22 protein-coding genes, 1 pseudogene and 1 other annotated feature are annotated in these 25,360 nt (G+C 54.7%); of the genes and pseudogenes, 15 read left to right on the forward strand and 8 right to left on the reverse strand.

The features are described from left to right. Position 1 precedes the first annotated feature (1 nt). A pseudogene (trpD, locus tag ACLIBF_RS09440) lies at positions 2-1,596 on the reverse strand (bifunctional anthranilate synthase glutamate amidotransferase component TrpG/anthranilate phosphoribosyltransferase TrpD). Then, positions 1,596-3,158, reverse strand: a complete 1,563-nt coding sequence (locus tag ACLIBF_RS09445) for an anthranilate synthase component 1 (protein WP_031374562.1) — start codon at positions 3,156-3,158, stop codon at positions 1,596-1,598. The pseudogene trpD and the gene ACLIBF_RS09445 overlap by 1 nt, the downstream one beginning before the upstream one ends. 23 nt (positions 3,159-3,181) lie before the next feature. Continuing rightward, positions 3,182-3,286 (reverse strand) — a sequence feature (Trp leader region). A 154-nt stretch (positions 3,287-3,440) separates the two neighbouring features. Between ACLIBF_RS09445 and rnm the strand changes: the two genes are divergently transcribed. Together rnm and ACLIBF_RS09455 are read left to right on the forward strand one after the other, a co-directional pair. Beyond that, the gene (rnm, locus tag ACLIBF_RS09450) at positions 3,441-4,325 is read left to right on the forward strand and encodes an RNase RNM (RefSeq protein ID WP_031374561.1); all 885 of its coding nucleotides are present in this window, start codon (positions 3,441-3,443) and stop codon (positions 4,323-4,325) included. A 12-nt stretch (positions 4,326-4,337) separates the two neighbouring features. Continuing rightward, positions 4,338-4,958: an L-threonylcarbamoyladenylate synthase gene (locus ACLIBF_RS09455; RefSeq protein ID WP_031374560.1), complete on the forward strand. Its 621-nt coding sequence runs from the start codon at positions 4,338-4,340 to the stop codon at positions 4,956-4,958. Positions 4,959-4,968: 10 nt separating this feature from the next. Here ACLIBF_RS09455 and ACLIBF_RS09460 read toward each other — a convergent pair whose 3' ends face one another. Beyond that, positions 4,969-5,616, reverse strand: coding sequence for a serine protease (locus ACLIBF_RS09460; protein ID WP_316552906.1), 648 nt, complete (start codon positions 5,614-5,616; stop codon positions 4,969-4,971). Between the two features lie 778 nt (positions 5,617-6,394). Here ACLIBF_RS09460 and rluB point away from each other — a divergent pair. Then, a complete protein-coding gene (rluB, locus tag ACLIBF_RS09465; RefSeq protein WP_031374558.1) occupies positions 6,395-7,276 on the forward strand; it encodes a 23S rRNA pseudouridine(2605) synthase RluB in 882 nt (293 codons plus the stop codon). Positions 7,277-7,325: 49 nt separating this feature from the next. Here the strand turns inward: rluB and cobO are convergent, their stop codons facing one another. Beyond that, on the reverse strand, positions 7,326-7,916 hold the full coding sequence (cobO, locus tag ACLIBF_RS09470; RefSeq protein WP_031374557.1) for a cob(I)yrinic acid a,c-diamide adenosyltransferase: 591 nt from the start codon (positions 7,914-7,916) through the stop codon (positions 7,326-7,328). Next, a complete protein-coding gene (locus ACLIBF_RS09475) occupies positions 7,916-8,677 on the reverse strand; it encodes a YciK family oxidoreductase (RefSeq protein WP_031374556.1) in 762 nt (253 codons plus the stop codon). The genes cobO and ACLIBF_RS09475 overlap by 1 nt, the downstream gene beginning before the upstream one ends. 174 nt (positions 8,678-8,851) lie before the next feature. Between ACLIBF_RS09475 and sohB the strand changes: the two genes are divergently transcribed. Further along, entirely contained in the window at positions 8,852-9,898 is a 1,047-nt protein-coding gene (gene sohB, locus ACLIBF_RS09480) for a protease SohB (protein WP_031374555.1), read from the forward strand. Positions 9,899-9,942: 44 nt separating this feature from the next. On the opposite strand, the gene ACLIBF_RS09485 is transcribed toward sohB, so the two are convergent. Next, a complete protein-coding gene (locus ACLIBF_RS09485) occupies positions 9,943-10,191 on the reverse strand; it encodes a DUF2498 family protein (protein ID WP_031374554.1) in 249 nt (82 codons plus the stop codon). A gap of 371 nt (positions 10,192-10,562) precedes the next feature. Between ACLIBF_RS09485 and topA the strand changes: the two genes are divergently transcribed. From topA to acnA, 4 genes are all read left to right on the forward strand, one after another. After that, a complete protein-coding gene (gene topA, locus ACLIBF_RS09490) occupies positions 10,563-13,160 on the forward strand; it encodes a type I DNA topoisomerase (protein ID WP_031374553.1) in 2,598 nt (865 codons plus the stop codon). 189 nt (positions 13,161-13,349) lie between these two features. Continuing rightward, complete coding sequence (cysB, locus tag ACLIBF_RS09495) at positions 13,350-14,324, forward strand: HTH-type transcriptional regulator CysB (RefSeq protein WP_009089966.1); 975 nt, start codon at positions 13,350-13,352, stop codon at positions 14,322-14,324. Positions 14,325-14,818: 494 nt separating this feature from the next. Beyond that, the gene (locus ACLIBF_RS09500) at positions 14,819-14,977 is read left to right on the forward strand and encodes a YmiA family putative membrane protein (protein WP_071778593.1); all 159 of its coding nucleotides are present in this window, start codon (positions 14,819-14,821) and stop codon (positions 14,975-14,977) included. A gap of 610 nt (positions 14,978-15,587) precedes the next feature. Continuing rightward, positions 15,588-18,269, forward strand: coding sequence for an aconitate hydratase AcnA (acnA, locus tag ACLIBF_RS09505; protein ID WP_089561447.1), 2,682 nt, complete (start codon positions 15,588-15,590; stop codon positions 18,267-18,269). 31 nt (positions 18,270-18,300) lie between these two features. Here acnA and ribA read toward each other — a convergent pair whose 3' ends face one another. After that, positions 18,301-18,894, reverse strand: coding sequence for a GTP cyclohydrolase II (ribA, locus tag ACLIBF_RS09510; protein WP_031374552.1), 594 nt, complete (start codon positions 18,892-18,894; stop codon positions 18,301-18,303). A gap of 227 nt (positions 18,895-19,121) precedes the next feature. Between ribA and pgpB the strand changes: the two genes are divergently transcribed. From pgpB to yciH, 5 genes are all read left to right on the forward strand, one after another. Continuing rightward, positions 19,122-19,880 carry a phosphatidylglycerophosphatase B gene (pgpB, locus tag ACLIBF_RS09515; RefSeq protein ID WP_448309571.1) on the forward strand — a complete coding sequence of 253 codons (759 nt, stop codon included), beginning with the start codon at positions 19,122-19,124 and terminating at the stop codon, positions 19,878-19,880. Positions 19,881-20,014: 134 nt separating this feature from the next. Continuing rightward, the gene (locus ACLIBF_RS09520) at positions 20,015-20,323 is read left to right on the forward strand and encodes a LapA family protein (protein WP_031374550.1); all 309 of its coding nucleotides are present in this window, start codon (positions 20,015-20,017) and stop codon (positions 20,321-20,323) included. Between the two features lie 6 nt (positions 20,324-20,329). Then, complete coding sequence (gene lapB / locus ACLIBF_RS09525; RefSeq protein ID WP_031374549.1) at positions 20,330-21,499, forward strand: lipopolysaccharide assembly protein LapB; 1,170 nt, start codon at positions 20,330-20,332, stop codon at positions 21,497-21,499. A gap of 198 nt (positions 21,500-21,697) precedes the next feature. Continuing rightward, positions 21,698-22,417 carry an orotidine-5'-phosphate decarboxylase gene (gene pyrF / locus ACLIBF_RS09530; protein ID WP_031374548.1) on the forward strand — a complete coding sequence of 240 codons (720 nt, stop codon included), beginning with the start codon at positions 21,698-21,700 and terminating at the stop codon, positions 22,415-22,417. Next, positions 22,417-22,740 carry a stress response translation initiation inhibitor YciH gene (gene yciH / locus ACLIBF_RS09535; protein ID WP_031374547.1) on the forward strand — a complete coding sequence of 108 codons (324 nt, stop codon included), beginning with the start codon at positions 22,417-22,419 and terminating at the stop codon, positions 22,738-22,740. The genes pyrF and yciH overlap by 1 nt, the downstream gene beginning before the upstream one ends. Positions 22,741-22,819: 79 nt before the next feature. Here yciH and osmB read toward each other — a convergent pair whose 3' ends face one another. Then, positions 22,820-23,035 (reverse strand): osmotically-inducible lipoprotein OsmB, encoded by a 216-nt coding sequence (osmB, locus tag ACLIBF_RS09540; protein WP_031374546.1) that lies wholly within the window; start codon positions 23,033-23,035, stop codon positions 22,820-22,822. A 349-nt stretch (positions 23,036-23,384) separates the two neighbouring features. On the opposite strand from osmB, the gene araD reads away from it, so the two are divergent. Then, positions 23,385-24,083, forward strand: a complete 699-nt coding sequence (gene araD / locus ACLIBF_RS09545) for an L-ribulose-5-phosphate 4-epimerase (RefSeq protein ID WP_031374545.1) — start codon at positions 23,385-23,387, stop codon at positions 24,081-24,083. Positions 24,084-24,300: 217 nt separating this feature from the next. Further along, positions 24,301-25,284: a 2-keto-3-deoxygluconate transporter gene (gene kdgT, locus ACLIBF_RS09550; protein WP_031374544.1), complete on the forward strand. Its 984-nt coding sequence runs from the start codon at positions 24,301-24,303 to the stop codon at positions 25,282-25,284. The last annotated feature ends 76 nt before the right edge of the window (positions 25,285-25,360 follow it).

The following is a 25,360-nucleotide window of genomic DNA, read 5'->3' on the forward strand; positions in this document are numbered from 1 at the left end:
GTTATCCTCTTGCTGCCAGAGCGACCACGCGCTCGTAAGCCTGTCCACTGCGGATAGCGTTGAGCGCACGCTGTGCATTTTCACGCAGATCTTCATGACCGAATACTTTAAGCAGCATCGCCACATTGACGGCGACCGCTTCCTCATGGGCCTGCTGGCCATTACCCTGGAGTAAAGCCGTGAGAATGTCACGATTTTCTTCCGGCGTGCCGCCAGCCAGCGCTTCCTTAGGATGGAAGCCAAAACCGAAGTCTTCCGGCGACAGCTGATAGCGGGTGATTTCCCCGTCACGCAGCTCCGCCACATGGGTCACGTCGTGCAGCGCCACTTCATCCATCCCGCCGCCATGCACCACCGCTGCACGCTGATAGCCCAGCACTTTCAGGGTCTGCGCAATCGGCATCACCAGCTCCGGGCTGTAAACGCCAATCACCGCCAGCGGTGGACGTGCCGGGTTAATCAGCGGGCCCAGGACGTTAAACAGCGTCCGCGTTTTGAGCTGCTGGCGCACCGGCATCGCGTGGCGAAATCCGGTGTGATACTGCGGTGCAAACAGGAAGCAGACGTTGAGATCGTCCAGCGCCTGACGTGCTTGCTGAGCCGGCATATCCAGATTGATGCCAAACGCCGCCAGCAGATCGGATGAACCGGACTTGCTGGAGACGCTGCGGTTGCCGTGCTTCGCCACTTTCAGGCCGCAGGTCGCCGCGACAAACGCACTGGCGGTTGAAATATTAATGCTGTTGCTGCCGTCACCGCCGGTTCCGACGATATCGGCAAAAGCGTAGTCGGGGCGCGGGAAGGGTTTGGCATCTTCCAGCAGCGCGGTTGCCGCACCGGCGATCTCTTCCGGCGTTTCGCCCCGGACTTTCATCGCAATCAGGGCTGCCGCCAGTTGGGTCGGCTCCAGCTGACCGGTAATAATCGCGCTGAACAGCTGATGACTCTCAGCCTGATTCAGCGTCTGCGCCTGGTAAAGTTTTTCCAGTGTCTGTTGCATAGTCATTCTCCCTGTTACTTCGCCAGCGCCCAGGCCAGCGTCTGCTCAAGCAGTCGCGCGCCCTGAGTAGTCAGGATGGATTCAGGATGGAACTGGAATCCGCATACCCGGTCAGTTTCGTGGCGAACCGCCATCACCATGCCGTTGTAGCTGGCATTGACGGTGAGTTCATCCGGCGTATTACTGCCGACCAGTGAGTGATAGCGTGCCACCGGCAGCGGGTTGCTCAGGCCGGCAAACATCGCCTCGCCATCGTGAACCACCGCGGAGGCTTTCCCGTGCAGGATCTCGCCAGCCTGACCGACATGACCGCCATATTCTTCAACAATTGCCTGATGGCCGAGGCAGATCCCGATAATCGGTAAACGGCCGCGCAGCGTCCGCAGCAGTTCAGGCATGCAGCCAGCCTCTTTCGGCGCGCCCGGACCTGGCGACAGCATCAGCACCGGATTTTCCATCTGCTGCAGGTGTTCAATTAACAGCGCCGCCGGCAGGTTGTTGCGGTAGATCACCACGTTGTGACCAAAGGTCCGCAGTTGGTCGACCAGGTTATAGGTAAATGAGTCGATGTTATCGAGCAGCAGAATATCGGCCATCAGAAGATCTCCTTGCAGTGATGTGCGGTTGCAATGGCGCGCAGCACGGCGCGGGCTTTATTGCGGCTCTCATCGGCTTCCGCCTGCGGATTCGAGTCCAGTACCACACCGGCACCCGCCTGAACGGTTGCTACCCCGTCTTCAACATAAGCAGAGCGGATGACGATGCAGGTATCCAGATCGCCATTGGCGGTGAAATAGCCGACCGCACCGCCGTAGCTGCCGCGGCGGGTACCTTCCGCTCCGGCGATTAGCTGCATGGCGCGTACTTTCGGTGCTCCGCTCAGGGTGCCCATGTTCATGCAGGCGCGATAGGCGTGCAGCACATCAAGATCGGCGCGCAGGGTGCCGACTACGCGAGACACCAGATGCATCACAAACGAGTAGCGATCAACCTTGGTCAGATCGGCGACGTAGCGGCTGCCCGGCACGCAGATACGTGCCAGATCGTTACGCGCCAGATCGACCAGCATCAGATGCTCCGCCAGCTCTTTATGATCAGTGCGCATCTCCAGTTCGATCCGGCTGTCCAGATCGCGGTCCAGCGAACCGTCCGCTTTACGACCGCGTGGACGGGTGCCAGCAATCGGGTAGATCTCAATCTGACGTGAGCTGGCGTCATACTTCAGCGAACTTTCTGGTGAGGCACCAAACAGCGCGAAATCCTGGTCCTGCATAAAAAACATATACGGGCTGGGATTGCTGTTTTTCAGCGTGTCGTAGGCGGCCAGCGGCGAAGGGCATGGCAGTGAAAAACGCCGTGAAGGCACCACCTGGAAGATTTCGCCGATGCGAATCGCCTGCTGCATGGTGCGCACCACCTCGCAATATTCTTCATCGCTCTGGCTGGTGGTCAGCGTCATCTGCTCAACCGTCTGAACCGGCAGCGCCGGAGCCGGCTGCAGCATCTGGCCATGCAGTTGCTCAATCCGGCGTTGCAGACGCTGGAATTCATTGGTCGACGGGCAGAACAGGCTGGCCTGCAGCCGCGCGCTGCGGGTCTGGTGATCGATCACCAGCAGCGTTTCCGCCAGATAAAAACAGTAGTCCGGGCAGCGCTGCTGATTCTCCAGCGGCGGCAGGGTTTCGAAGCCCGCCACCAGATCGTAAGCAAACAGGCCGCCTAACAGCACGGCTTCACGCTCATCGGCTGGCGAATTGACCAACTGGGGAATCAGACGCAGCGCGTCAAACACCGACAGCGCCTGCAGACGTGAATCTTCATCCTGCGGGCCGCTGCTCTGCGGGAAAGTCAGCTCGCGGCCATCGGGACGCACCTGATTATCGACGGAGCCGGGCAAAGCCGCGTCCAGCAGCGGCAGCAGCGCGCGGCCATTTTCTGACAGCGCCTGAATGGTCACCCGATTATCCAGCGCGCTGATACGCAGTGCGCTGTCGACAATCAGCAGGCTTTTGAGGTTCTTTTTGCTGTCGATATCGGCAGATTCAAGCAGCAGGGTTGCCGGGCGTGCGCCGCATAACTGATGAAACACTGCGGCCGGATCTTCGCGATAAGGTGCGTTGCCGGTAATCAACTTCACTGTAGGTTTCGCATTTGGCATGATGATTTCTCTGAATTTCGCTCAAAAAAAAGCCCGCTCGGTGGCGGGCTCAGGTATCTGCACAGCGTTTACGCAAGATGTGCACGACCACGTCGCCCGTGTTCGGGAACATCGCGCCACCAACCGTTAAAATGCGTGATTACAACAGCCATGATTGAATACCCGTTACGTGTGAACTTGTGTACTAGTTAACGGGTTCAGGGCGGAAATGTCAATACACTTTTTCACCGGCGGCTAAAATCGTTATCATGCTGGCCGGTTTAGTTTCCAGCAGGAGTTCTCTTGAGCGATATCGCCCGTTTCCCGGTTTATGATTTACACAGCCACACGCGGGCCTCGGATGGCTTTCTGACGCCGGCCGCGCTGGTACAGCGTGCGGTTGAGATGCGCGTAGGCGTACTGGCGATTACCGATCACGATAGCGTCGCTGGCGTGGATGAAGCCCGGCAAACGGCTATCGATCAGGCTTTGCCGATCAAAGTGCTGGCGGGCGTTGAGGTTTCCACCCTGTGGGAAAACCATGAAATTCATATCGTGGGATTAAATATCGATATCCGCCATCCGACCCTGGTCAGTTTTCTCGCCGGACAGCATGCCTGTCGGCAGGCGCGGGCGGAACAGATCGCCGAGCGGCTGGAGAAAGCCCGTATCCCGGGTGCGCTGGCGGGTGCGATGCGGCTGGCCGATGGCGGAGTGATCACCCGGGGCCACTTTGCCCGCTTCCTGATGGAGCAGGGCAAGGCGGATAATATGGCGCAGGTATTCAAAAATTATCTGGCGCGTGGCAAAACCGGCTACGTCCCGCCACAATGGTGTACAATTGAACAAGCTATTGATGCGATTCATCATTCTGGCGGTTGCGCGGTGCTGGCGCATCCCGGACGCTACGGCTTATCAGCGAAGTGGCTAAAGCGGCTGGTGGCCCATTTCCGCGAAGTCGGCGGTGATGCCATGGAGGTTGCACAGTGCCAGCAGGCGCCGAATGAGCGCACGCAGCTGGCGCAATACGCCAGAGACAATGCGCTGGCCGCATCACAAGGTTCTGATTTTCATCAACCCTGCCCGTGGATTGAACTGGGCCGCAAACTGTGGCTGCCCGCGGCGGTTGAGCCGGTATGGGAACGCTTCCCGGAACTGGCTCCCGGCGATTCAGGCACGGAAAGGTGACACGAGGTTTCTATGAGTCAATTGTTTCACATCCACCCGGATAACCCGCAACCCCGTCTGATTAACCAGGCGGTGGATTACCTTAATAAAGGCAGCGTGATCGTCTATCCGACCGATTCCGGCTATGCGCTGGGCTGCCGGCTGGAAGAGAAGGGCGCGATGGAGCGTATCTGCCGCATTCGTCAGCTGGATGGGCACCATAACTTCACCCTGATGTGTCGGGATCTCTCTGAGCTATCCGTCTATTCTCAGGTAGGAAATTCAGCCTTTCGTTTGCTGAAAAATAACACCCCGGGTAACTACACTTTTATTCTCAAGGCGACCAAAGAGGTTCCGCGTCGTCTGATGAATGACAAGCGGAAAACCATCGGGCTGCGCGTGCCGTCTAATCCGGTGGCGCTGGCACTGCTGGAGGCGCTGAATCAGCCGATGATGTCGACCTCGCTGATCCTGCCGGGTAACGACTTCACCGAGTCCGATCCGGAAGAGATCCAGCACAGCATTGGTAAGCTGGTTGATCTGATTATTGACGGCGGGACGCTGGGGCAACAGCCGACCACGGTGGTCGATTTGACCACCGATTCGCCGGAAATTGTGCGCGAAGGCGTGGGCGATACCCGCCCGTTCCTGTAACCAGAGCGGATCAGGCACCGCGTGTCGGTGTCTGCGCCAGATTTGCCTGCAACCAGTTCTTAAACTGGCCGTAGGGAATATAAAGTGAAACATCTTTCAGAATCACTTTTCCATTACGGCCATTTTTAATTGCGTCAGAATAGCCAACAATAACGCCACCCAGCGTTTCATCGCTGTTATACACTCCGCCGCCCGACATTCCCTGCACTACGCCAGCATTAGATGCCATTGCCATGCAGGGACTTTTATTCCAGCCATTACGAATAGTGGTGCGGGCTAAATTAACCCCAGAGGATTCAACCGGCAGCGCGGAAATAAAACTGTAGCCGTACATTTTAACCGGATCGCCAATATCGCTACTGCGGAAATGGGCTAATGTTTTGGCATCGTTCTTATGGTAGATAATCGCCAGATCGCAATAAGGATGATAAGACTTCACACGTTGCACGGCGGTTTTCGCGACGTGGGCGGCGGTCAGACTGTATTCAGGCGTCAGAGGGATACTGGTGCCGAGGGTACCGAGACCGAGGATCGTCGGAATGCCGGTCACGCTCATATCAACGTGCCGCATTGCGGTACGACTGTACTCGGTATGGCCCACGGAACACCCGGTCAACGCCAGCGCGGCAAGCGCTGGGCACAGAAAGCGGTTTCTCATGTTGGTATTCTTTTTCAGGCATGTCGTGAAAATCCCTGGTGAAGACTTCTGACATGCAATCAAGGTTCATCACTGAACCGTATTAACGCAACAACTCCGGATGCGCCGGTTTATTGGATTAATGTAAAAACACTATTTTTGTTAATGAATCTTTAAAGTTTTATTTTTCTACGCGCGCCCATTTTAACTGCGGGCACTGCGTTTATTGGTGCTTCAGCGTCAGAGTTTACACCCATCATTGTTATGCACAATTAATTAAAACTAATATTAAGAAAATATCCTGAAAAATAAGGTGATAAACAAATCTGCGATGGGGTTACGCTACAAATTTTTATTTAACACATGGCTTATGGTGGATAAAATCAACTCATCAGAACTTTATTCTGGGCTGGAGCTTAAAGGTAGATGAAATACGGCAGGATGAAAGCAGCGGAAGTGTAAGATACCGTGAATATTTTTCCGGCTGACAGATTGCTTCGGCGGAGGGCACAGTTCAGAAAATTTAAATTCCGCTGACTATAAAGTTTTTGGAAATTGCGTTTTATTCAGCATCTTTGTTAATTATATCGCCCACGATGCACTCGCCAGTTTGCCCGACTTAACGGCGGAAAAAGTCAGCCAGACCGGCTATCCTTAAATTGACTCTGTTAACCACAAAGCGCGTTACATCAGGGGTAAATGTCTGTATAATGGGCCAAACTTTTTAAGTTAACCTATTGATTTAAAAAGATTTCCCACCCTACCGTGACGCCTGGGAAGGCGACAAAGAGGAAGCTCAATGAGCGAGAAGTTACAGAAAGTCTTAGCGCGTGCCGGTCATGGCTCGCGTCGTGAAATCGAATCTATGATTGCCGCCGGCCGTGTCAGCGTCGATGGCAAAATTGCCACCCTCGGCGACCGCGTCGAAAGCAGCAAATCCCTGAAAATCCGTATTGATGGCCATCTGGTCTCCATCGCTGAGTCTGCGGCGGAAGTCTGCCGGGTGCTGGCCTATTACAAACCGGAAGGCGAGCTGTGTACGCGTAGCGACCCGGAAGGACGCCCGACGGTATTTGACCGACTGCCACGCCTGCGTGGATCGCGCTGGATTGCGGTGGGTCGTCTGGATGTAAATACCTGCGGCCTGATGCTGTTCACCACCGACGGTGAACTGGCGAACCGTTTAATGCATCCGAGCCGTGAAGTAGAACGTGAATATGCAGTGCGCGTATTTGGTCAGGTTGACGATGACAAAATTCGTCAACTGAGCAAGGGCGTGCAGCTGGAGGATGGCCCGGCCGCCTTTAAAACCCTGCGTTTCGGCGGCGGTGAAGGGATCAACCAGTGGTACAACGTGACCCTGACCGAAGGCCGTAACCGTGAAGTGCGTCGTTTATGGGAAGCTGTCGGTGTACAGGTGAGTCGTCTGATGCGCGTGCGCTACGGTGATATTACCCTGCCGAAAGGGCTGCCTCGCGGTGGCTGGACCGAACTGGATCTGCCGGCGGTTAACTACCTGCGCAACCTGGTCGGCATGGATGACGAGACGGTGACCAAACTGGTGGTGGAGAAAGATCGCCGCCGTACCAAAGCGAACCAGATCCGTCGTGCGGTGAAGCGCCACAGTAAAGTGAGCAGCACCCCACGTCGTAATCCGGGCAGCAAACGCAACTCCGGCTAATTACGCTACCCTCGCAAAAAACGCAGCCCCGGGCTGCGTTTTTTTTTGCCTACCAGTCAATTCCCTGCTGTGCCTGAATGCCGGCATCAAACGCATGCTTCACCGGCCGCATCTCGGTAACAGTATCAGCCATCTCCAGCAAGCTGCGGTGACAACCACGACCGGTGACGATCACGCTTTGCCGGGCCGGACGCTGACGCAGAGCGTCAACCAGCTCCTCCAGCGGCAGATAATCCATGCTGATCATGTAAGTGATCTCATCCAGCACCACCAAATCCAGCGTCTCATCAGCCAGCATCCGTCTGGCGTGCTGCCAGACCGCCAGACAGGCCGCGGTATCCGTTTCCCGGTTCTGCGTCTCCCAGGTGAAACCGGTGGCCATCACCTGAAACTCAACGCCGTGTTGTTCGAGCAGGTTACGCTCGCCGTTCGGCCAGTCGCCTTTAATAAACTGAATAGCGCCCGCACGTTTACCGTGACCACAGGCGCGCAGGGCGGTGCCAAAGGCGGCGGTTGTTTTGCCTTTGCCGTTGCCGGTAAACACCATCAGGATGCCGCGTACCTCGTTGGCCGCGGCGATGCGCGCATCGACCTGCTCTTTTAACCGTTGCTGGCGTTGTTGATGGCGATCGTCGGCCATTATTCTGCCGCTCCCGGTTTCCTGCCTGGCTGAGCATCGAAACTGATACCGGTTTTACGTCGGCTGTCGTCGCCCATTAAATAGAGGTAGAGCGGCATCAAATCAGCGGGGGTTTTCAGTTTATTCGCATCTTCCTGCGGAAACGCGCTGGCACGCATTTTAGTGCGGGTGCCGCCAGGGTTAATGCAGTTAACCCGCAGCGCATGATTTTTGTACTCGTCAGCCAGCACCTGCATCATGCCTTCAGTGGCAAACTTGGAGACCGCATAGGCTCCCCAGCCGGCACGGCCCGTGCGGCCGACGCTCGAGGTGGTAAACACCAGCGAACCCGATTCCGACTTCAGCAGCAGCGGTAACAGCGCCTGCGTCAGATAAAAAGTGGCATCGAGATTGATTTTCATCACCTGCTGCCAGATCTGCGGATCCAGTTCCGCCAGCGGCACAATCTCACCGAGAATGCCGGCGTTGTGCAGCACACCATCCAGGTGAGAAAACTGCTGCGCCAGTTGGTGTGCCAGCTGTTGACAGCGTTCAGGCGTGGCCTCGGCCAGGTCAAACACCAGCGGGTGGGCAGGGCGTTTGTTAAGTTGATTAATGGTCTGTCCGACCTGTTGCAGCTTGTCAGCATTCCGTCCCAGCAGGATCACTTCGGCGCCATAGCGGGCGTAGGTCAGCGCCGCTTCACGCCCAATCCCCTCTGACGCGCCGGTGACCAGGATGATGCGATGATTAAGCAGATCGCTTTTCGGTTGATAATGCACGGTGGGATCCTCCAGCGAAAACAGCATGATTCCGCTTTATGCCTGAAATTGCGAATCGGCGCAATCGTCAACCGGCGCATTCTGTGCCAGCTGCTGGCATTTCAGGCGACGCATGGGGGCAAAACGGCTAAACTAGCCCATTGTCTCTAATTCTCTGTTTACTAAGGCGACACAATGGATCTTCTTTCGAGTTATGGACTGTTTTTAGCAAAAGTGGTGACGCTGGTGGTGGCGATTGCTGCAATTGTGCTGATTGTGATGAATGCCGCGTTGCGCAAACGGGGTCAGAGCGGTCAGCTGCGACTGACGCATCTGGGTGATGACTATCAACAGATGAAAGAGGACCTGCAGCTGGCGAAGATGAAACCGCAGGCGCAAAAAGTGTGGCTGAAGAATCATAAAAAATCGGAGAAGCTCAAAGCGAAGGCGGAAAAGCGGGCCGCGAAGCAGGGCGAAAGCGAAGTGAATAAACCGACGCTTTACGTGCTGGACTTTAAAGGCAGCATGGATGCCAGTGAAGTCACCTCGCTGCGTGAAGAAGTGTCGGCGGTGCTGGCCGTAACCCAGCCGGGCGATGAAGTGCTGTTACGGCTTGAAAGTCCTGGCGGCGTGGTACATGGCTACGGCCTGGCCGCATCGCAGTTGCAGCGCCTGCGCGATCACGGTCTGCAGATCACCGCTGCGGTGGATAAAGTGGCGGCCAGCGGCGGCTATATGATGGCGTGCGTGGCCGATCGTATCGTGGCGGCACCGTTTTCGATTATCGGCTCGATTGGGGTGGTGGCGCAGATCCCCAACTTTAATCGCCTGCTGAAGCGCAACGATATCGACGTGGAATTACATACTGCCGGCCAGTACAAGCGTACCCTCACCCTGTTTGGCGAAAACACCGATGAGGGACGGGAAAAGTTTCAGGAAGATCTGAATGAAACCCATCTGCTGTTTAAGCAGTTCGTTCATCAGATGCGTCCTTCTCTCGACATTGATAAAGTGGCGACTGGCGAACACTGGTATGGTCGCCAGGCGCTGGATCTCGGACTGATTGATGAAGTCGGCACCAGCGACGATCTGATTATCCGTCAGATGGATCGGTTCAACGTGCTGGGCGTGCATTACGCCCGTCGTCGTAAGATGATTGACCGTATGACACACAGTGCCGGGTCGGTTGCCGAGCGCCTGCTGCTTAAGCTCTGGCAGCGCGGCGAAAAGCCGCTGCTTTAATCGCTGACACAACATGACCCGACCCGGCCCTGTGCCGGGTTTTTTTATTCCAGGTGGTAAAGCGGTGACAACACCACGGCAAGATGTTTGAACACGTTGAACACCGTGGTGGTTCTGGCGGTGGGCAACTCATCTGCATCAAGGAAAAACGGTCCGCGAAACACCAGCACGTCACCTTGCTGAATCACCTCATCCGCCTGCATACCGGCAAAATAATCGTCATGTTGTTTGATTAACGCATTGGCTTTTTCCAGCAATTCCTGGCGTGAAATAGGTTGGGTTAATGTCTTCATTGTTTGCTCCTTTTTTGACAGCACCATAATCCTTTCTATATTACTTGCGTGTCGCATTGTGTGACAAATCGGCGTAACGGCGGAAAAATTGGCGGAAATTTAACCTGAGTGCTAATTAAGTTGCGTAACAGATTTTATCAGGTAGAGTGTGGGCGATTCCGATTTCAGGGATTTTGCACCGGGATGTGTGATTATTTCAGATGGAAAAAGCGCTTTTTATCATGCAGTTGCATATCGCCACGTCGTCTGATCTGAGATTGACCCCTCCGCCTTGAAATGTTAAACAGGCGCAGCAATATTGAACCCGATGGGTTTTTGGGCATCCAATCCTCTCCCGTTAAGCAGGATGTTTTCATTAGGTAAAGGTAAATATGGGTAAAGCACTCGTTATTGTTGAGTCCCCGGCAAAGGCCAAAACAATCAATAAATACCTCGGCAGTGACTACGTGGTTAAATCCAGCGTCGGTCATATCCGGGATCTGCCGACCAGTGGTTCAACCGCCAAGAAAAGTGCTGACGCCTCGACAGATAAAAAAGTCAAAAAAGTCAAAAAAGATGAGAAAGCAGCACTTGTCAGCCGGATGGGCGTTGACCCTTATCACGGCTGGGAAGCGGACTATCAAATTCTGCCTGGCAAAGAAAAAGTGGTTGCCGAACTTAAGGCGTTAGCCGCCAGCGCTGACCACATCTATCTCGCAACCGACCTTGACCGCGAAGGGGAAGCCATTGCCTGGCACCTGCGGGAAGTGATCGGTGGCGACGATAAGCGTTTCAGCCGGGTGGTGTTTAACGAAATCACCAAAAATGCGATTCGTCAGGCGTTTGAAAAGCCGGGCGAACTGAATATCGATCGGGTTAATGCTCAGCAGGCGCGCCGCTTTATGGACCGCGTGGTGGGCTACATGGTGTCACCGCTGCTGTGGAAAAAAATCGCCCGTGGCCTTTCCGCCGGACGCGTGCAGTCGGTTGCCGTGCGGCTGGTGGTGGAGCGTGAGCGCGAGATTAAAGCGTTCGTGCCGGAAGAATACTGGGAAGTTAACGCCGCGCTGACCACGCCGAAAGGCGACGAACTGTCGATGGACGTCACCCACAAAGGGGATAAGGCGTTCCGGCCGGTCAATCGTGACGAGACCTATGCCGCCGTTGCACTGCTGGAAAAAGCGCGCTACGAGATTGTCGATCGCGAAGATAAGCCGACCAGCAGCAAGCCGGGCGCGCCTTATATCACCTCGACGTTGCAGCAGGCCGCCAGTACCCGTCTCGGCTTTGGCGTGAAGAAAACCATGATGATGGCGCAGCGCTTGTACGAAGCCGGCCACATTACCTATATGCGTACCGACTCGACCAACCTGAGTCAGGATGCGGTCGCCATGGCACGTGGCTATATCGAAAGTCAATTCGGTAAAAAATACCTGCCTGAATCGGCCAACACTTACGCCAGCAAAGAAAATTCGCAGGAAGCGCACGAAGCGATTCGTCCTTCTGATGTGGAAGTGGTGGCGGAACAGTTAAAAGATATGGAAGCGGATGCGCAGAAACTTTATCAGCTGATCTGGCGCCAGTTTGTCGCCTGTCAGATGATGCCAGCGCAGTACGACTCCAGCACCATTACCGCCACTGCAGGTGAATTTAAGCTCAAGGCGAAAGGCCGTACGCTGCGCTTCGACGGCTGGACTAAAGTGATGCCGGCGCTGCGTAAGAATGATGAAGATCGTACCTTACCTGCGGTCAGCGTAGGTGATGTGCTGGATCTGCAACAGCTGCTGCCCGGCCAGCACTTCACCAAGCCACCGGCGCGCTTCAGCGAAGCTTCACTGGTGCGTGAGCTGGAAAAACGCGGTATTGGCCGTCCATCGACCTACGCTGCTATTACCTCGACCATTCAGGATCGCGGTTATGTGCGGGTTGAGAACCGCCGTTTCTATGCGGAAAAAATGGGTGAAATTGTTACCGATCGGCTGGAAGAGAACTTCCGTGAGCTGATGAACTACGATTTTACCGCGCATATGGAAAACAGCCTCGATCAGGTGGCTAACAACCAGGCGCAGTGGAAAGCGGTGCTGGATAACTTCTTCAGTGACTTTACTCAGCAGCTTGAGCGGGCAGAGAAAGATCCTGAAGAGGGCGGCATGCAGCCTAACCAGATGGTGCTGACCTCGATTGACTGCCCGACCTGTGGCCGCAAAATGGGGATTCGTACCGCCAGTACCGGGGTTTTCCTCGGTTGTTCTGGCTATGCGTTACCGCCAAAAGAGCGTTGCAAACAGACCATCAACCTGATTCCGGAAAATGAAGTTCTGAATATTCTGGAAGGGGATGATGCTGAAACCAACGCTCTGCGCGCCCGTCGTCGTTGCCAGAAGTGTGGCACCGCGATGGACAGCTATCTGATCGATAACGAACGTAAGCTGCACGTCTGTGGTAACAACCCGGAATGCGACGGCTACGAAATCGAACAGGGTGAGTTCCGCATCAAAGGCTATGACGGCCCGGTGGTTGAGTGCGAGAAATGTGGTTCCGAGATGCACCTGAAAATGGGTCGCTTCGGCAAGTACATGGCCTGTACCAACGAAGAGTGTAAAAACACCCGTAAGATTCTGCGTAACGGTGAAGTGGCACCGCCGAAAGAAGATCCGGTCCCGCTGCCTGAACTGGCGTGCGAGAAGTCGGATGCCTATTTCGTGCTGCGCGACGGCGCTGCCGGGGTCTTCCTGGCGGCTAATACCTTCCCGAAATCGCGCGAAACCCGTGCGCCGCTGGTGGAAGAGTTACAGCGCTTCAGTGACCGTCTGCCAGAGAAGCTGAAGTACCTGGCCGAGGCACCGGCTACCGATCCGGAAGGCAATAAGACGCTGGTCCGTTTCAGCCGCAAAACCAAACAGCAGTACGTCTCCTCTGAAAAAGAGGGCAAAGCGACCGGCTGGTCCGCCTTCTACATTGATGGCAAATGGCAGGAAGCGAAGAAGTAATCCTATCAGGCCAGCACTCGCTGGCCTTTTTCTGAGCCTTATATCAATCCGTTCTACAATCACACTTAAAATGATATAGTGGTTATAGCATTTCCGACCTTTCCTGATGCATGGCTTTTCTTCACCCTGTTAAGGCGACAATACGTCAACCGGGGATGCGACTCTGTAACTTACCGGGATGGAATAGATATGAAATTACAGCAGTTGCGCTATATCGTCGAAGTGGTTAATCACAACCTTAATGTCTCTTCGACGGCGGAAGGACTTTACACCTCGCAGCCTGGCATCAGTAAACAGGTCCGGATGCTGGAAGATGAGCTGGGGGTACAGATTTTTGCCCGCAGCGGTAAACACCTGACTCAGGTGACGCCAGCCGGTGAAGAGATTATCCGCATTGCGCGTGAAGTGCTTTCCAAAGTAGATGCGATTAAATCCGTCGCCGGTGAACACACCTGGCCGGACAAAGGGTCACTGTATGTGGCAACCACCCATACTCAGGCGCGCTATGCACTGCCAGGCGTAATTAAAGGCTTCATTGAGCGCTATCCGCGGGTATCGCTGCATATGCATCAGGGCTCGCCGACGCAGATTGCCGAAGCGGTATCCAAAGGCAATGCGGACTTCGCGATTGCAACCGAAGCACTGCATCTGTACGACGATTTGATCATGTTGCCGTGCTACCACTGGAACCGGGCGATTGTGGTGACGGCTGACCATCCGCTGGCCGGAAAAGGGCAGGTGACGATAGAAGAGCTGGCTGAATACCCGCTGGTGACCTACACCTTTGGCTTTACCGGGCGGTCAGAGCTTGATACCGCGTTTAACCGTGCCGGCTTAACGCCACGCATTGTTTTCACCGCCACCGACGCTGACGTTATCAAAACTTACGTAAGATTAGGTCTTGGCGTCGGGGTGATTGCCAGCATGGCAGTCGATCCGGTCTCAGATCCTGACCTGATTCGTATCGAAGCGGCGGACATTTTCACCAACAGTACCACCAAGATCGGCTTCCGTCGCAGCACCTTCCTGCGCAGCTATATGTATGATTTTATCCAACGTTTTGCGCCGCACCTGACGCGCGATGTGGTTGATACCGCCGTGGCATTGCGTTCGAACGAGGATATTGAGGCAATGTTTAAGGACATCAAATTGCCGTTTAAATGAGTCTGATACTCATTAATGATTTTAAAGGCTGCCGCTGGCGGCCTTTTTTATTGCCAGACGTTAGCGCCAGATGAGACTCAAAAGTTTTTATTATTTTTTTGTAAATGAAACATCGATCACATGTTTTCGGTTTGGTCTTTCTTAAATGCGAATTACTACACATTTTTTACCTTGCCGCTTTGCGGGACGCCAGGAATATTCCCATACTCCAGTTAAGACCTGATGAAAAGCCCGCTGATATCAGGTTCTTTAATCCGCTCTTTAGTTTTGAATGGTCCTAAACGTAAATTAACTCAAATTTACAATGTGATCGTTTAATTAAAAGTTTGTTCCGCGGTTAATGATTTCTTACGTGATTAGGCCTTATTGATTAATAGCGTTAATCGTTTTACTCAATAAAAATAACTGGATTTTTGGCCTTAACGCGTTTAGGATTCGTCCTAAATCTTAATCGTTGTTATCAATCATTTTGTTGAGAGTGATTATCAAAAACTATGAATACACGACTGACTGTACAACCGGGCTTCCCGGCAAAAAGCACCAAGGTTGAGCGCACTGGCAACACCCGCCGCAAAGCCTGGCTGACCGTATTCGCTGCCTCAGCGCTGTTCTGGGTAGTTGTTGCATTAATGATCTGGCGTATCTGGGGCTAAAGCCATGTGGGCAAACACACTCAGCCATAAACGTTCTTTGACTGCGCGTCAGCACAAGCCCGCTTCCTGTAAAGGAAAAGAGCCGCTTGCAAAGGACGAAAAAGTGTCTATCCCCGATTCCTGGGATTTGAGTGATAACCAGCGACACTTTATCGAGTCGTTCCTGGACCCTAAAACTAAATAACGCTGTTTGCTGTACCGTTTATTATTCTTACTGCTCTTTGCTCTTCTTTCCGGTTTCTCCGGCGGGCACGTTAAAAGCCCAACTCCACACTCAGTAACACAAACGGGTTTCATCCTTAGTGGATGATCGCAGGCCTTTGTACGCCAAATTCAGGCGAAGGAGTGAACTAAAATGAATATCATAAAAATGTCCTGGCTTAGCGCATATGCCTTTTGCTTTGCGTTCTGGTCTGCGGCGGTGTGGATCACGCTCTGATTTGAATTAAATCACCTCTTTCTGATGCCTCGTCTCCGGACGGGGCATTTTCGTTTCGGCCGATTGTAGCAATTTGTGTTGTAATCAAAACGTTAACGAATTTGTGGTCTATCTTTAACATAAACCTTTAACTCTCTGAGGTTTAAAGACCACGATTATAAAGGAGGAGCTATGTCGTCTACCCTACGCGAGCAGAGTCAGGAGATACTGCAGGTCGACAATAAAAATTATCACATCTTCAGTCTTCCCCACGCTGCTCAACACCTCGGTAACATTGATCGCTTACCCAAATCCCTGAAAGTTTTGCTGGAAAATCTGCTGCGCTGGCAGGATGGCGATTCCGTGACCGCGGAAGATATCCAGGCGCTGGTTGACTGGCAAAAAGATGCGCATGCCGATCGGGAAATCGCCTACCGTCCTGCACGAGTATTAATGCAGGACTTTACCGGTGTGCCGGCGGTGGTCGATCTGGCGGCAATGCGTGAAGCCGTCAACCGGCTGGGCGGCGATGTCGCGAAGGTAAATCCCTTGTCGCCGGTTGATCTGGTGATTGACCACTCGGTCACCGTTGACCATTTCGGTGATGATGACGCGTTTGAAGAGAACGTCCGGCTGGAGATGGAACGTAACCACGAACGTTACGTCTTTTTGCGCTGGGGCCAGAAAGCCTTCGATAAATTCCGCGTGGTTCCGCCTGGCACCGGTATCTGCCACCAGGTCAACCTGGAGTATCTTGGCAAAGCGATCTGGCACGAAACCCTGAACGGGGAAGAGTATGCCTGGCCCGACACGCTGGTCGGCACCGATTCACATACCACCATGATTAATGCGCTCGGCGTGCTGGGGTGGGGCGTGGGCGGCATTGAAGCGGAAGCGGCGATGCTCGGCCAGCCGGTATCAATGCTGATTCCGGATGTCGTGGGCTTTAAACTCACCGGCAAATTACGCCCGGGCATCACCGCCACCGATCTGGTGCTGACGGTTACCCAGATGCTGCGTAAGCACGGCGTGGTAGGGAAATTCGTGGAGTTCTATGGCGACGGACTGGCCGATCTCCCGCTGGCTGACCGGGCAACCATTGCGAATATGGCGCCTGAATATGGCGCAACCTGTGGCTTCTTCCCGGTTGATGAAGTGACCCTGAGTTATATGACGCTCACCGGGCGTGAAGCTGAACAGGTGGCGCTGGTTGAGGCCTACGCCAAAGCGCAAGGCCTGTGGCGCAATCCGGGCGATGAGCCACGTTTTACCAGTACTCTGGCGCTGGATATGAACGATGTGGAGTCGAGCCTGGCCGGGCCTAAACGTCCGCAGGACCGGGTATCACTCGGTGACGTCCCCGCCGCCTTTGACGCCAGTAATGAACTGGAGGTCAACCACGCCCAGAAACCCCATAAAGCGGTCGACTATACCGACAGCAATACCGGACTGACCCACACGCTGACCGATGGCGCAGTGGTGATCAGTGCCATTACCTCTTGTACTAATACCTCCAACCCCAGCGTACTGATGGCCGCCGGGTTACTGGCGAAAAAAGCAGTTGAGCGGGGCCTGAAACGACAGCCCTGGGTGAAAGCTTCGCTGGCACCGGGATCAAAGGTGGTGTCTGATTATCTGGCCGTGGCGCAGCTGACCTCTTATCTCGACCAATTGGGCTTTAATCTGGTCGGCTACGGCTGCACCACCTGTATCGGCAACTCCGGGCCGCTGAAAGATGAGATTGAATCGGCGATTAAGCAGGGCGATCTGACGGTCGGCGCCGTGCTTTCAGGTAACCGAAATTTTGAAGGCCGTATCCATCCGCTGATCAAAACCAACTGGCTGGCATCGCCGCCGCTGGTGGTCGCTTATGCGCTGGCGGGTAATATGAAGATCAACCTGCAGACCGATCCACTTGGGCACGATCGTAGCGGCCAGCCGGTCTATCTGAAAGATATCTGGCCATCGCCAGAAGAGATCTCCACTGCGGTGCAGCAGGTCACCAGCGACATGTTCCACAAAGAGTACGCCGAAGTGTTTGACGGCACGCCAGAATGGCAGCAGATCAAGGTGAGTGAAGCCGCGACCTACGACTGGGATGAAGGCTCAACCTACATCCGGCTGTCGCCATTCTTTGATGATATGGAGAAAGAACCTAAGCCGGTGCAGGATATTCGTGGCGCGCGGGTGCTGGCGATGCTGGGCGACTCGGTCACCACCGACCACATCTCCCCGGCCGGCAGTATCAAGGCTGAAAGCCCGGCGGGGCGTTATCTGCTGGCGCACGGGGTAGAGCGCAACGACTTCAACTCTTACGGTTCCCGTCGCGGTAACCATGAAGTGATGATGCGCGGTACCTTTGCCAATATCCGTATTCGCAATGAGATGGTACCCGGCGTAGAAGGCGGGTATACCCGTCACTATCCGAGCGGCGAGCAACTGGCTATTTACGACGCGGCGATGAAGTATCAGGCGGAAGGCGTGCCGCTGGCGGTCATCGCCGGTAAAGAGTATGGATCGGGATCGAGTCGCGACTGGGCGGCGAAGGGACCACGCCTGCAGGGCGTGCGGGTAGTGATTGCCGAATCATTTGAACGTATTCACCGTTCGAATCTGATTGGCATGGGGATACTGCCACTGGAGTTCCCGCAGGGCGTAAGCCGTAAAACGCTGGGGCTGACCGGGGAAGAGCGCATTGACGTAGAGAACCTGAGCGCGCTGACGCCAGGCTGTACGGTGAAAGTGACGCTGACCCGCGCTGATGGCAGTAAAGAGGAGCTGGATACCCGCTGCCGCATCGATACCGGCAACGAGCTGACCTATTACCGTAACGACGGCATCCTGCACTACGTGATCCGTAACATGCTGGACTAACAAAAAAGCCGGGGAAACCCGGCTTTTTAATTTAAGACTTCGGCAGTATATGCCCCATCTTTTCCGCTTTAGTGTCCAGATAGTGCGCGTTCTTGGGATTGCGACCCACTACCAGCGGCACCCGCTCAACAATGTTAATCCCCGCCTCGCTGAGGATCTCCACTTTACGTGGATTATTGGTCAGCAGACGCACTTCATTTACGCCGAGCAATTTAAACATATCAGCGCACAGCGTGAAGTCGCGTTCATCGGCGGCAAAACCGAGTTGATGGTTGGCTTCAACCGTGTCGTAGCCCTTATCCTGCAACGCATAGGCGCGGATCTTATTCAGCAGGCCGATGTTGCGTCCTTCCTGGCGGTGATAGAGCAACGCGCCGCGACCCTCTTCAGCGATGGCATTCAACGCCGCTTCCAGCTGGAAGCCACAGTCGCAGCGCAGGCTGAATAGCGCATCACCGGTCAGGCATTCGGAATGAACGCGCGCCAGCACCGGCTCGTTGTCATTAATATCGCCAAAGACCAGAGCAACGTGGTCATGTCCGGTTGCCAATTCTTCGAAACCGACCATCAGGAAATCTCCCCATGGCGTGGGCAGTTTGGCTTCTGCCACCCGTTTAAGCTGCATGTGACTCTCCAGAACCTTCAGAGGATGCACTATCATCATGATAGCGCACAGGCCAGTGTGGCCTGACAAACGTGCAATATTGTGCCACAACCCAGCGGCGCGCTGGTAATCTGTCAGAACAATTGGTGTGATAAAGCACAATTATCTAATCAAAAGCGGTTATGTTATTCTTTTTTAAGCTAAAGTTATGCTGGTTTCGCTGTTTGTCGTCGATATAAGGGAAAAGGATGTATAAAATTTCGCGTCGTACCACCTTCGGGATGTTACTGCTGTTAATTATGCCGATCGGTGTCTGGTTATCAGGCTGGCAATGGCAACCGGGTGAAAGCAACGCGATGTTGAAAGGCCTGTTCTGGATGACCGAAACGGTGACCAATCCGTGGGGAATTGTGACCAGCGTGCTGTTGAGCGCATGGGTGTTATGGTGCCTGCGTTTTCGCCTCAAACCGGCCATCCTGTTGTTGTTGATCATGAACGCCACCATCCTGGCCGGACAGTACACCAAATCTTTCATTAAAGAACAGGTGCAGGAGCCGCGTCCGTATGTGATCTGGCTGGAACAGCACCACGGTCTTGACGACAAAGCGTTTTATCAACTGAAGCGCAAGCAGCGCGGCGAAATGGTCACCGCGTTAATTGCGGATGAGACCCGGATACCCGGCTGGCTGAAGCGCCACTGGGCCTTCGAAACCGGTTTCGCCTTTCCTTCGGGTCATACCATGTTTGCCGCCAGCTGGGCCTTGCTGGCGATCGGGTTGCTGTGGCCGCGTCGCCATTACAAAACGGTAGTGATTGTTTTTCTCTGGGCGATGGGCGTTATGGCCAGTCGTCTGCTGCTTGGCATGCACTGGCCGCGCGATCTGGCGATGGCTATCGTGCTGTCGTGGCTGCTGGTTACCGTCGCGACCTGGCTGGCCCAGCGCGTCTGTGGTCCACTCAGCCTGCCGCCGGCGGAGCAAAAAGAGGTGGCGCAGCGGGAACCCTGATTGTAATTCGCCATAAAGTCCCCATATTATTGATCGGGCTGGCGTAAAAGCGGGCCGTCCGATGCTGCTGGGAGCAGCATTTTTGCTGGAGTTTTGGCATAATTCTACCTGACAACCTCACAACAGGATGCACTGTGAAATATTTGCTGATTTTTTTAGTGGTATTGGTCATTTTCATCATCTCCGTCACGCTAGGCGCGCATAACGACCAGGTTATTACCTTCAACTACCTGCTGGCGCAGGGTGAGTTCAGCATTTCGACCTTACTGGCAACCCTGTTTGGTGCAGGTTTCGTGCTCGGCTGGGTGATCTGCGGTCTGTTCTGGTTACGCACCCGCGTTTCGCTGGCCAATGCCAATCGAAAAATTAAGCGTATGCAGACGCAGCTTGAGCAGAGCACCGTGGTAGCGACAACGCCATCTTCACCGGCTGGCCGGGAATAAACATCGATGCTTGAGCTGCTGTTTCTGTTACTGCCGGTTGCGGCTGCGTATGGCTGGTATATGGGCCGCCGCAGTGCGCAACAGGACAAGCAACAGGAAGCTAACCGTCTGTCACGCGAATATGTCGCTGGCGTAAACTTCCTGCTCTCCAATCAGCAGGATAAAGCGGTCGACCTGTTTCTCGATATGCTGAAAGAGGACAGCGGCACCGTCGAGGCGCACCTGACGCTGGGCAACCTGTTTCGCTCGCGTGGTGAAGTCGATCGCGCCATCCGCATCCATCAGGCGTTAATGGAAAGTGCCTCCCTCAGTTATGAACAGCGTCTGTTGGCGATCCAGCAGCTGGGACGCGACTACATGGCGGCCGGGCTTTATGACCGCGCAGAGGATATGTTTAAGCAGCTGACGGATGAAACCGATTTCCGCATCGGCGCGCTGCAGCAGCTGTTGCTGATCCATCAGGCGACCAGCGACTGGCAGCAGGCGATTGAAGTGGCAGAGCGGCTGGTCAAGCTGGGCAAAGATAAGCAGAAAGGCGAAATCGCTCATTTTTATTGCGAACTGGCGCTTCAGGCGATGAGCAGCGACGACCTGGATCGCGCCATGAGCCTGCTGAAGAAAGGGGAGGCGGCCGATCGTCAGAGCGCGCGCGTCTCGATTATGATGGGCCGTATTCTGATGGAGAAAGGCGACTACGCCAAAGCCGTCGGTCACCTGCAGCGGGTACTGGATCAGGACAAAGAGCTGGTGAGTGAGACGCTGTCGATGCTCGAAACCTGCTTCCAGCGGCTCAATCAACCTGAAGCCTGGGCAGAGTTCCTGCAACGCTGCGTCGAAGAGAATACCGGTGCCGCAGCCGAACTCTATCTGTCAGATATTCTTGAACAGCAGCAGGGGCCGGAAGCGGCGCAGAACTACATTAACCGCCAACTCCAGCGCCACCCGACCATGCGGGTATTCCATCGCCTGATGGATTTCCACCTGCACGAAGCGGAAGATGGCCGCGCCAAAGAGAGTCTGATGGTGCTGCGCGACATGGTCGGCGAACAGATTCGTACTAAACCGCGCTATCGCTGCCAGAAGTGTGGCTTTACTGCCCATGCACTCTACTGGCATTGCCCATCGTGCCGCACCTGGTCATCGGTTAAGCCGATTCGGGGCCTTGACGGCCAGTAATTACCGCGCCTTACAGTGCGCTGCCAACCTGTTTAATAGTTACAACATACTAAAGGATATTTACTGAACCCCAATGCGGCAACGGTGCACGCAACGTCAGGCAGGCGGAGAATGGCGATTGTGATGACCCGAGGCCGCAGGTAGAATGCTTGCCGTTTGTCTATCGCGCCCGCGGGTGCCAACTGCAGAGGAAATGACATGCCTTCACCCCACACCGTGACCGCTTCGCCGATTCTGGTGGCGCTTGATTATCACGACATCAACAGCGCGCTGCGCTTTGTCGATCAGATCGATCCGCGCAGCTGCCGGCTGAAAGTGGGCAAAGAGATGTTCACGCTGTTTGGCCCCTCGCTGGTCACCACGTTGCAGCAGCGCGGATTTGAGGTGTTTCTCGATCTTAAATTCCACGACATTCCCAACACCACCGCGCATGCTGTGGCCGCCGCTGCCGATTTGGGCGTATGGATGGTCAATGTCCACGCCAGCGGTGGGGCACGCATGATGAACGCCGCACGTGAAGCGCTGCTACCCTATGGTAAAGAGGCACCGCTGCTGATTGCCGTCACGGTATTGACCAGCATGGATGAAGAGGATTTGAGAGGGCTGGGCATCACGCTCTCGCCAGCCGAACAGGCTGAGCGACTGGCGAAACTGACGCGCGAATGCGGCCTTGATGGTGTGGTCTGTTCAGCGCAGGAGGCGGTCCGCTTCAAACAGGTGATCGGTCAGGATTTTGCCCTGGTCACGCCGGGTATTCGTCCGGCAGGCAGCGATGCCGGCGATCAGCGTCGTATTATGACGCCCCTGCAGGCTAAACAGGCCGGCGTGGATTATATGGTGATCGGCCGTCCGATTACCCAATCTGCCGATCCGGCAGCGGCACTGCAGGCCATTCTGCAAAGCCTGGAGGAGAAGTAATGGCAAATGATAATCCACTGGTTTATTCAACCGACAGCGGCCGCATCACGCAGCCGGAGCAAAAGGCTGAACGGCCAAAAGGTGATGGGATTGTCCGCATTCAGCGCCAGACCAGTGGCCGTAAAGGCAAAGGCGTCTGCCTGATCAGCGGTATCGATATGGATGATGCCGGATTAACGCAACTGGCGGCTGAGCTGAAAAAGAAGTGCGGCTGTGGCGGCTCGCTGAAAGAGGGCGTTATTGAGATTCAGGGCGACAAACGCGACCTGCTGAAAACGCTGCTGGAAGCCAAAGGAATGAAAGTTAAACTGGCGGGCGGCTGAATAAAAAAATCGGGCTACAGAAGTAGCCCGATTGACAGGTAGATGCTTAGCGTAGCCGATTATTATTTTAATACGGTCATTAATGGACCTGATGACCGATAATACCACCTACAGCAGCGCCGCCGACCGTGCCGAGCGCGCTTCCGTTGGTCAGTACTGAACCACCAATCGCACCCGCACCCGCGCCAATCGCGGTGTTACGGTCACGTTTAGACCAGTTAGAACAGCCGCTTAACGCGACAACTAATGTGGTAGCCAGTACAGCAGCGGTGATTCGTTTCATTGTAATTGTCATAACTTCTCCTTTAATGTGCTCACAGAGGCAACACCTTAAGTATAGCTCCGATATTTCCTCAACCCGCTTGTGCGCCCATTATTGCCGCTTCCCTGTCGGCATCGAAACAGGCTTCACCATCGACACACTGTCTGTAGCGGGTGAGTGACAACGCCAGCCCATCAGGACCACGCGTTGCCTGAGAGAATTCTATGCATTCTGCGCCAATTACGAAGATAGACAATTCTGAAATCACGACACATTTTTGCATTCACAGCCATTTCCCTCTGCGTTTATAGCCATTTGCTCCATAACCTTTTCGCGCCGTAATCCGCAGAATTTAAGGACAATTGTCCGCAGGAGAAAAGGCATGCTGGAACAGCTAAAACAACAGGTTCTGGACGCGAATCTGGATCTACCTAAATACAACCTGGTGACCTTCACCTGGGGAAATGTCAGCGCGGTAGACCGCGAACAGGGCTTACTGGTGATCAAACCGTCCGGCGTGCGTTATGAAGAGATGACACGCGACGATATGGTGGTGGTTGAACTGGCCAGCGGCAAGGTGGTGGAAGGCGATAAACGTCCCTCATCTGATACCGCCACTCACCGTGCTCTCTATCTGGCGTGGCCGGAGGTCGGCGGTATTGTCCATACCCATTCGCGGCATGCGACCATCTGGGCGCAGGCAGGTCGAGCGATTCCCGCCTGGGGTACCACCCATGCCGATGACTTCTACGGCGAGATCCCCTGTACCCGCGCGATGCGCGATGAAGAGATCCAGCAGCAGTATGAGTGGAATACCGGTGAAGTGATTATTGAAACCTTCGCCCAGCGGGGCCTGTCACCTTCAGCGATACCGGCGGTGCTGGTCAATTCGCACGGACCTTTTGCCTGGGGTAAAGATGCACATGCGGCGGTACACAGTGCGGTGGTGCTGGAAGAGGTGGCCTACATGGGGCTGTTCAGCCAGCAGCTGACGGCAAATCTGCCACCGATCCAGCAAACCCTGCTGGACCTGCACTACTTACGTAAGCATGGCGACAACGCCTGGTACGGTCAGAAATAATCGTCGGGACGCCAGCAGCGTCCCGTTTTTTTGTTCCCGCCACAACTGGTATGGCGATCGTGATCATACTTATCAAAACAATCGATCAATAAAAATAAAACGCTGTTTCATTTTATCGTGGCGATCACTGTTTTCGTTACGCCCAGTCACTATTTTGCTTGCATCGCCTTCGGGCACTTTTCGCAGCTCCCACTGGCATAGCAAAGGTGACATTAATATGCATATCAAACGTGCAATAGACAAAATCCCTGGCGGCATGATGTTAATTCCGCTGTTTATCGGCGCGCTCTGTCATACCTTCTCTCCCGGTGCCGGGAAATACTTTGGCTCTTTCACCAACGGCTTAATGACCGGTACCGTACCGATTCTGGCGGTGTGGTTTTTCTGTATGGGGGCCTCGATCAAGCTGAGCGCCACCGGCACGGTGTTACGCAAGTCCGGCACGCTGGTGCTGACCAAAATTGCTGTGGCGTGGGTAGTCGCGGCCATTGCGTCACGGGTAATGCCGGAAAACGGGGTTGAAGTCGGTATGTTTGCCGGTTTATCCACCCTGGCGCTGGTGGCGGCAATGGATATGACCAACGGCGGACTTTACGCGTCGATCATGCAGCAATACGGTTCGAAAGAGGAATCAGGCGCCTTTGTGCTGATGTCGCTTGAATCCGGTCCGCTGATGACCATGGTGATTCTCGGGACGGCAGGAATTGCTTCATTCGAGCCGCATGTGTTTGTCGGAGCAGTGCTGCCGTTTGTGGTGGGATTTGCATTAGGGAACCTTGATCCTGAACTGCGTGAATTCTTCGGTAAAGCGGTGCATACCCTGATCCCGTTCTTCGCGTTTGCGCTGGGTAATACCATCAATCTGGCGGTGATCGCCGAAACCGGCCTGCTGGGCATTATGCTGGGCGTGGCGGTGATCATCATTACCGGCATCCCGCTGATTCTCGCCGATCGACTGATCGGCGGCGGTGACGGCACGGCGGGCGTGGCCGCGTCCAGTACCGCCGGGGCAGCAGTAGCGACACCGGTGCTGATTGCTGAAATGCTGCCGCAGTTTAAAGCGGTTGCGCCGGCGGCAACGGCACTGGTGGCGACCTCGGTGATCGTCACTTCGGTACTGGTGCCAATCATTACCGCACTCTATTCAAAACGCGTTAAGCGTATGCATGTCGCCATCGATCAACGCGCTGCCATTAAGTAACCCGCCTAATCAATCCCCGACAGCTCTGTCGGGGATCACTCTGGATTTTGTGTTGTAAATCAATCTCTCATTTGGT

This window comes from Pantoea sp. PGP6 (assembly GCF_053474785.1).

What these genes read in the sequence shown, in the direction of transcription:
- ACLIBF_RS09445 (WP_031374562.1), bottom strand. Translation starts at nt 3,158, where the DNA reads ATGCCAAATGCGAAACCTACAGTGAAGTTGATTACCGGCAACGCACCT.
- ACLIBF_RS09455 (WP_031374560.1), top strand. Translation starts at nt 4,338, where the DNA reads ATGAGTCAATTGTTTCACATCCACCCGGATAACCCGCAACCCCGTCTG.
- ACLIBF_RS09460 (WP_316552906.1), bottom strand. Translation starts at nt 5,616, where the DNA reads ATGAGAAACCGCTTTCTGTGCCCAGCGCTTGCCGCGCTGGCGTTGACC.
- rluB (WP_031374558.1), top strand. Translation starts at nt 6,395, where the DNA reads ATGAGCGAGAAGTTACAGAAAGTCTTAGCGCGTGCCGGTCATGGCTCG.
- cobO (WP_031374557.1), bottom strand. Translation starts at nt 7,916, where the DNA reads ATGGCCGACGATCGCCATCAACAACGCCAGCAACGGTTAAAAGAGCAG.
- sohB (WP_031374555.1), top strand. Translation starts at nt 8,852, where the DNA reads ATGGATCTTCTTTCGAGTTATGGACTGTTTTTAGCAAAAGTGGTGACG.
- ACLIBF_RS09485 (WP_031374554.1), bottom strand. Translation starts at nt 10,191, where the DNA reads ATGAAGACATTAACCCAACCTATTTCACGCCAGGAATTGCTGGAAAAA.
- topA (WP_031374553.1), top strand. Translation starts at nt 10,563, where the DNA reads ATGGGTAAAGCACTCGTTATTGTTGAGTCCCCGGCAAAGGCCAAAACA.
- cysB (WP_009089966.1), top strand. Translation starts at nt 13,350, where the DNA reads ATGAAATTACAGCAGTTGCGCTATATCGTCGAAGTGGTTAATCACAAC.
- ACLIBF_RS09500 (WP_071778593.1), top strand. Translation starts at nt 14,819, where the DNA reads ATGAATACACGACTGACTGTACAACCGGGCTTCCCGGCAAAAAGCACC.
- acnA (WP_089561447.1), top strand. Translation starts at nt 15,588, where the DNA reads ATGTCGTCTACCCTACGCGAGCAGAGTCAGGAGATACTGCAGGTCGAC.
- ribA (WP_031374552.1), bottom strand. Translation starts at nt 18,894, where the DNA reads ATGCAGCTTAAACGGGTGGCAGAAGCCAAACTGCCCACGCCATGGGGA.
- pgpB (WP_448309571.1), top strand. Translation starts at nt 19,122, where the DNA reads ATGTATAAAATTTCGCGTCGTACCACCTTCGGGATGTTACTGCTGTTA.
- lapB (WP_031374549.1), top strand. Translation starts at nt 20,330, where the DNA reads ATGCTTGAGCTGCTGTTTCTGTTACTGCCGGTTGCGGCTGCGTATGGC.
- pyrF (WP_031374548.1), top strand. Translation starts at nt 21,698, where the DNA reads ATGCCTTCACCCCACACCGTGACCGCTTCGCCGATTCTGGTGGCGCTT.
- yciH (WP_031374547.1), top strand. Translation starts at nt 22,417, where the DNA reads ATGGCAAATGATAATCCACTGGTTTATTCAACCGACAGCGGCCGCATC.
- osmB (WP_031374546.1), bottom strand. Translation starts at nt 23,035, where the DNA reads ATGACAATTACAATGAAACGAATCACCGCTGCTGTACTGGCTACCACA.
- araD (WP_031374545.1), top strand. Translation starts at nt 23,385, where the DNA reads ATGCTGGAACAGCTAAAACAACAGGTTCTGGACGCGAATCTGGATCTA.
- kdgT (WP_031374544.1), top strand. Translation starts at nt 24,301, where the DNA reads ATGCATATCAAACGTGCAATAGACAAAATCCCTGGCGGCATGATGTTA.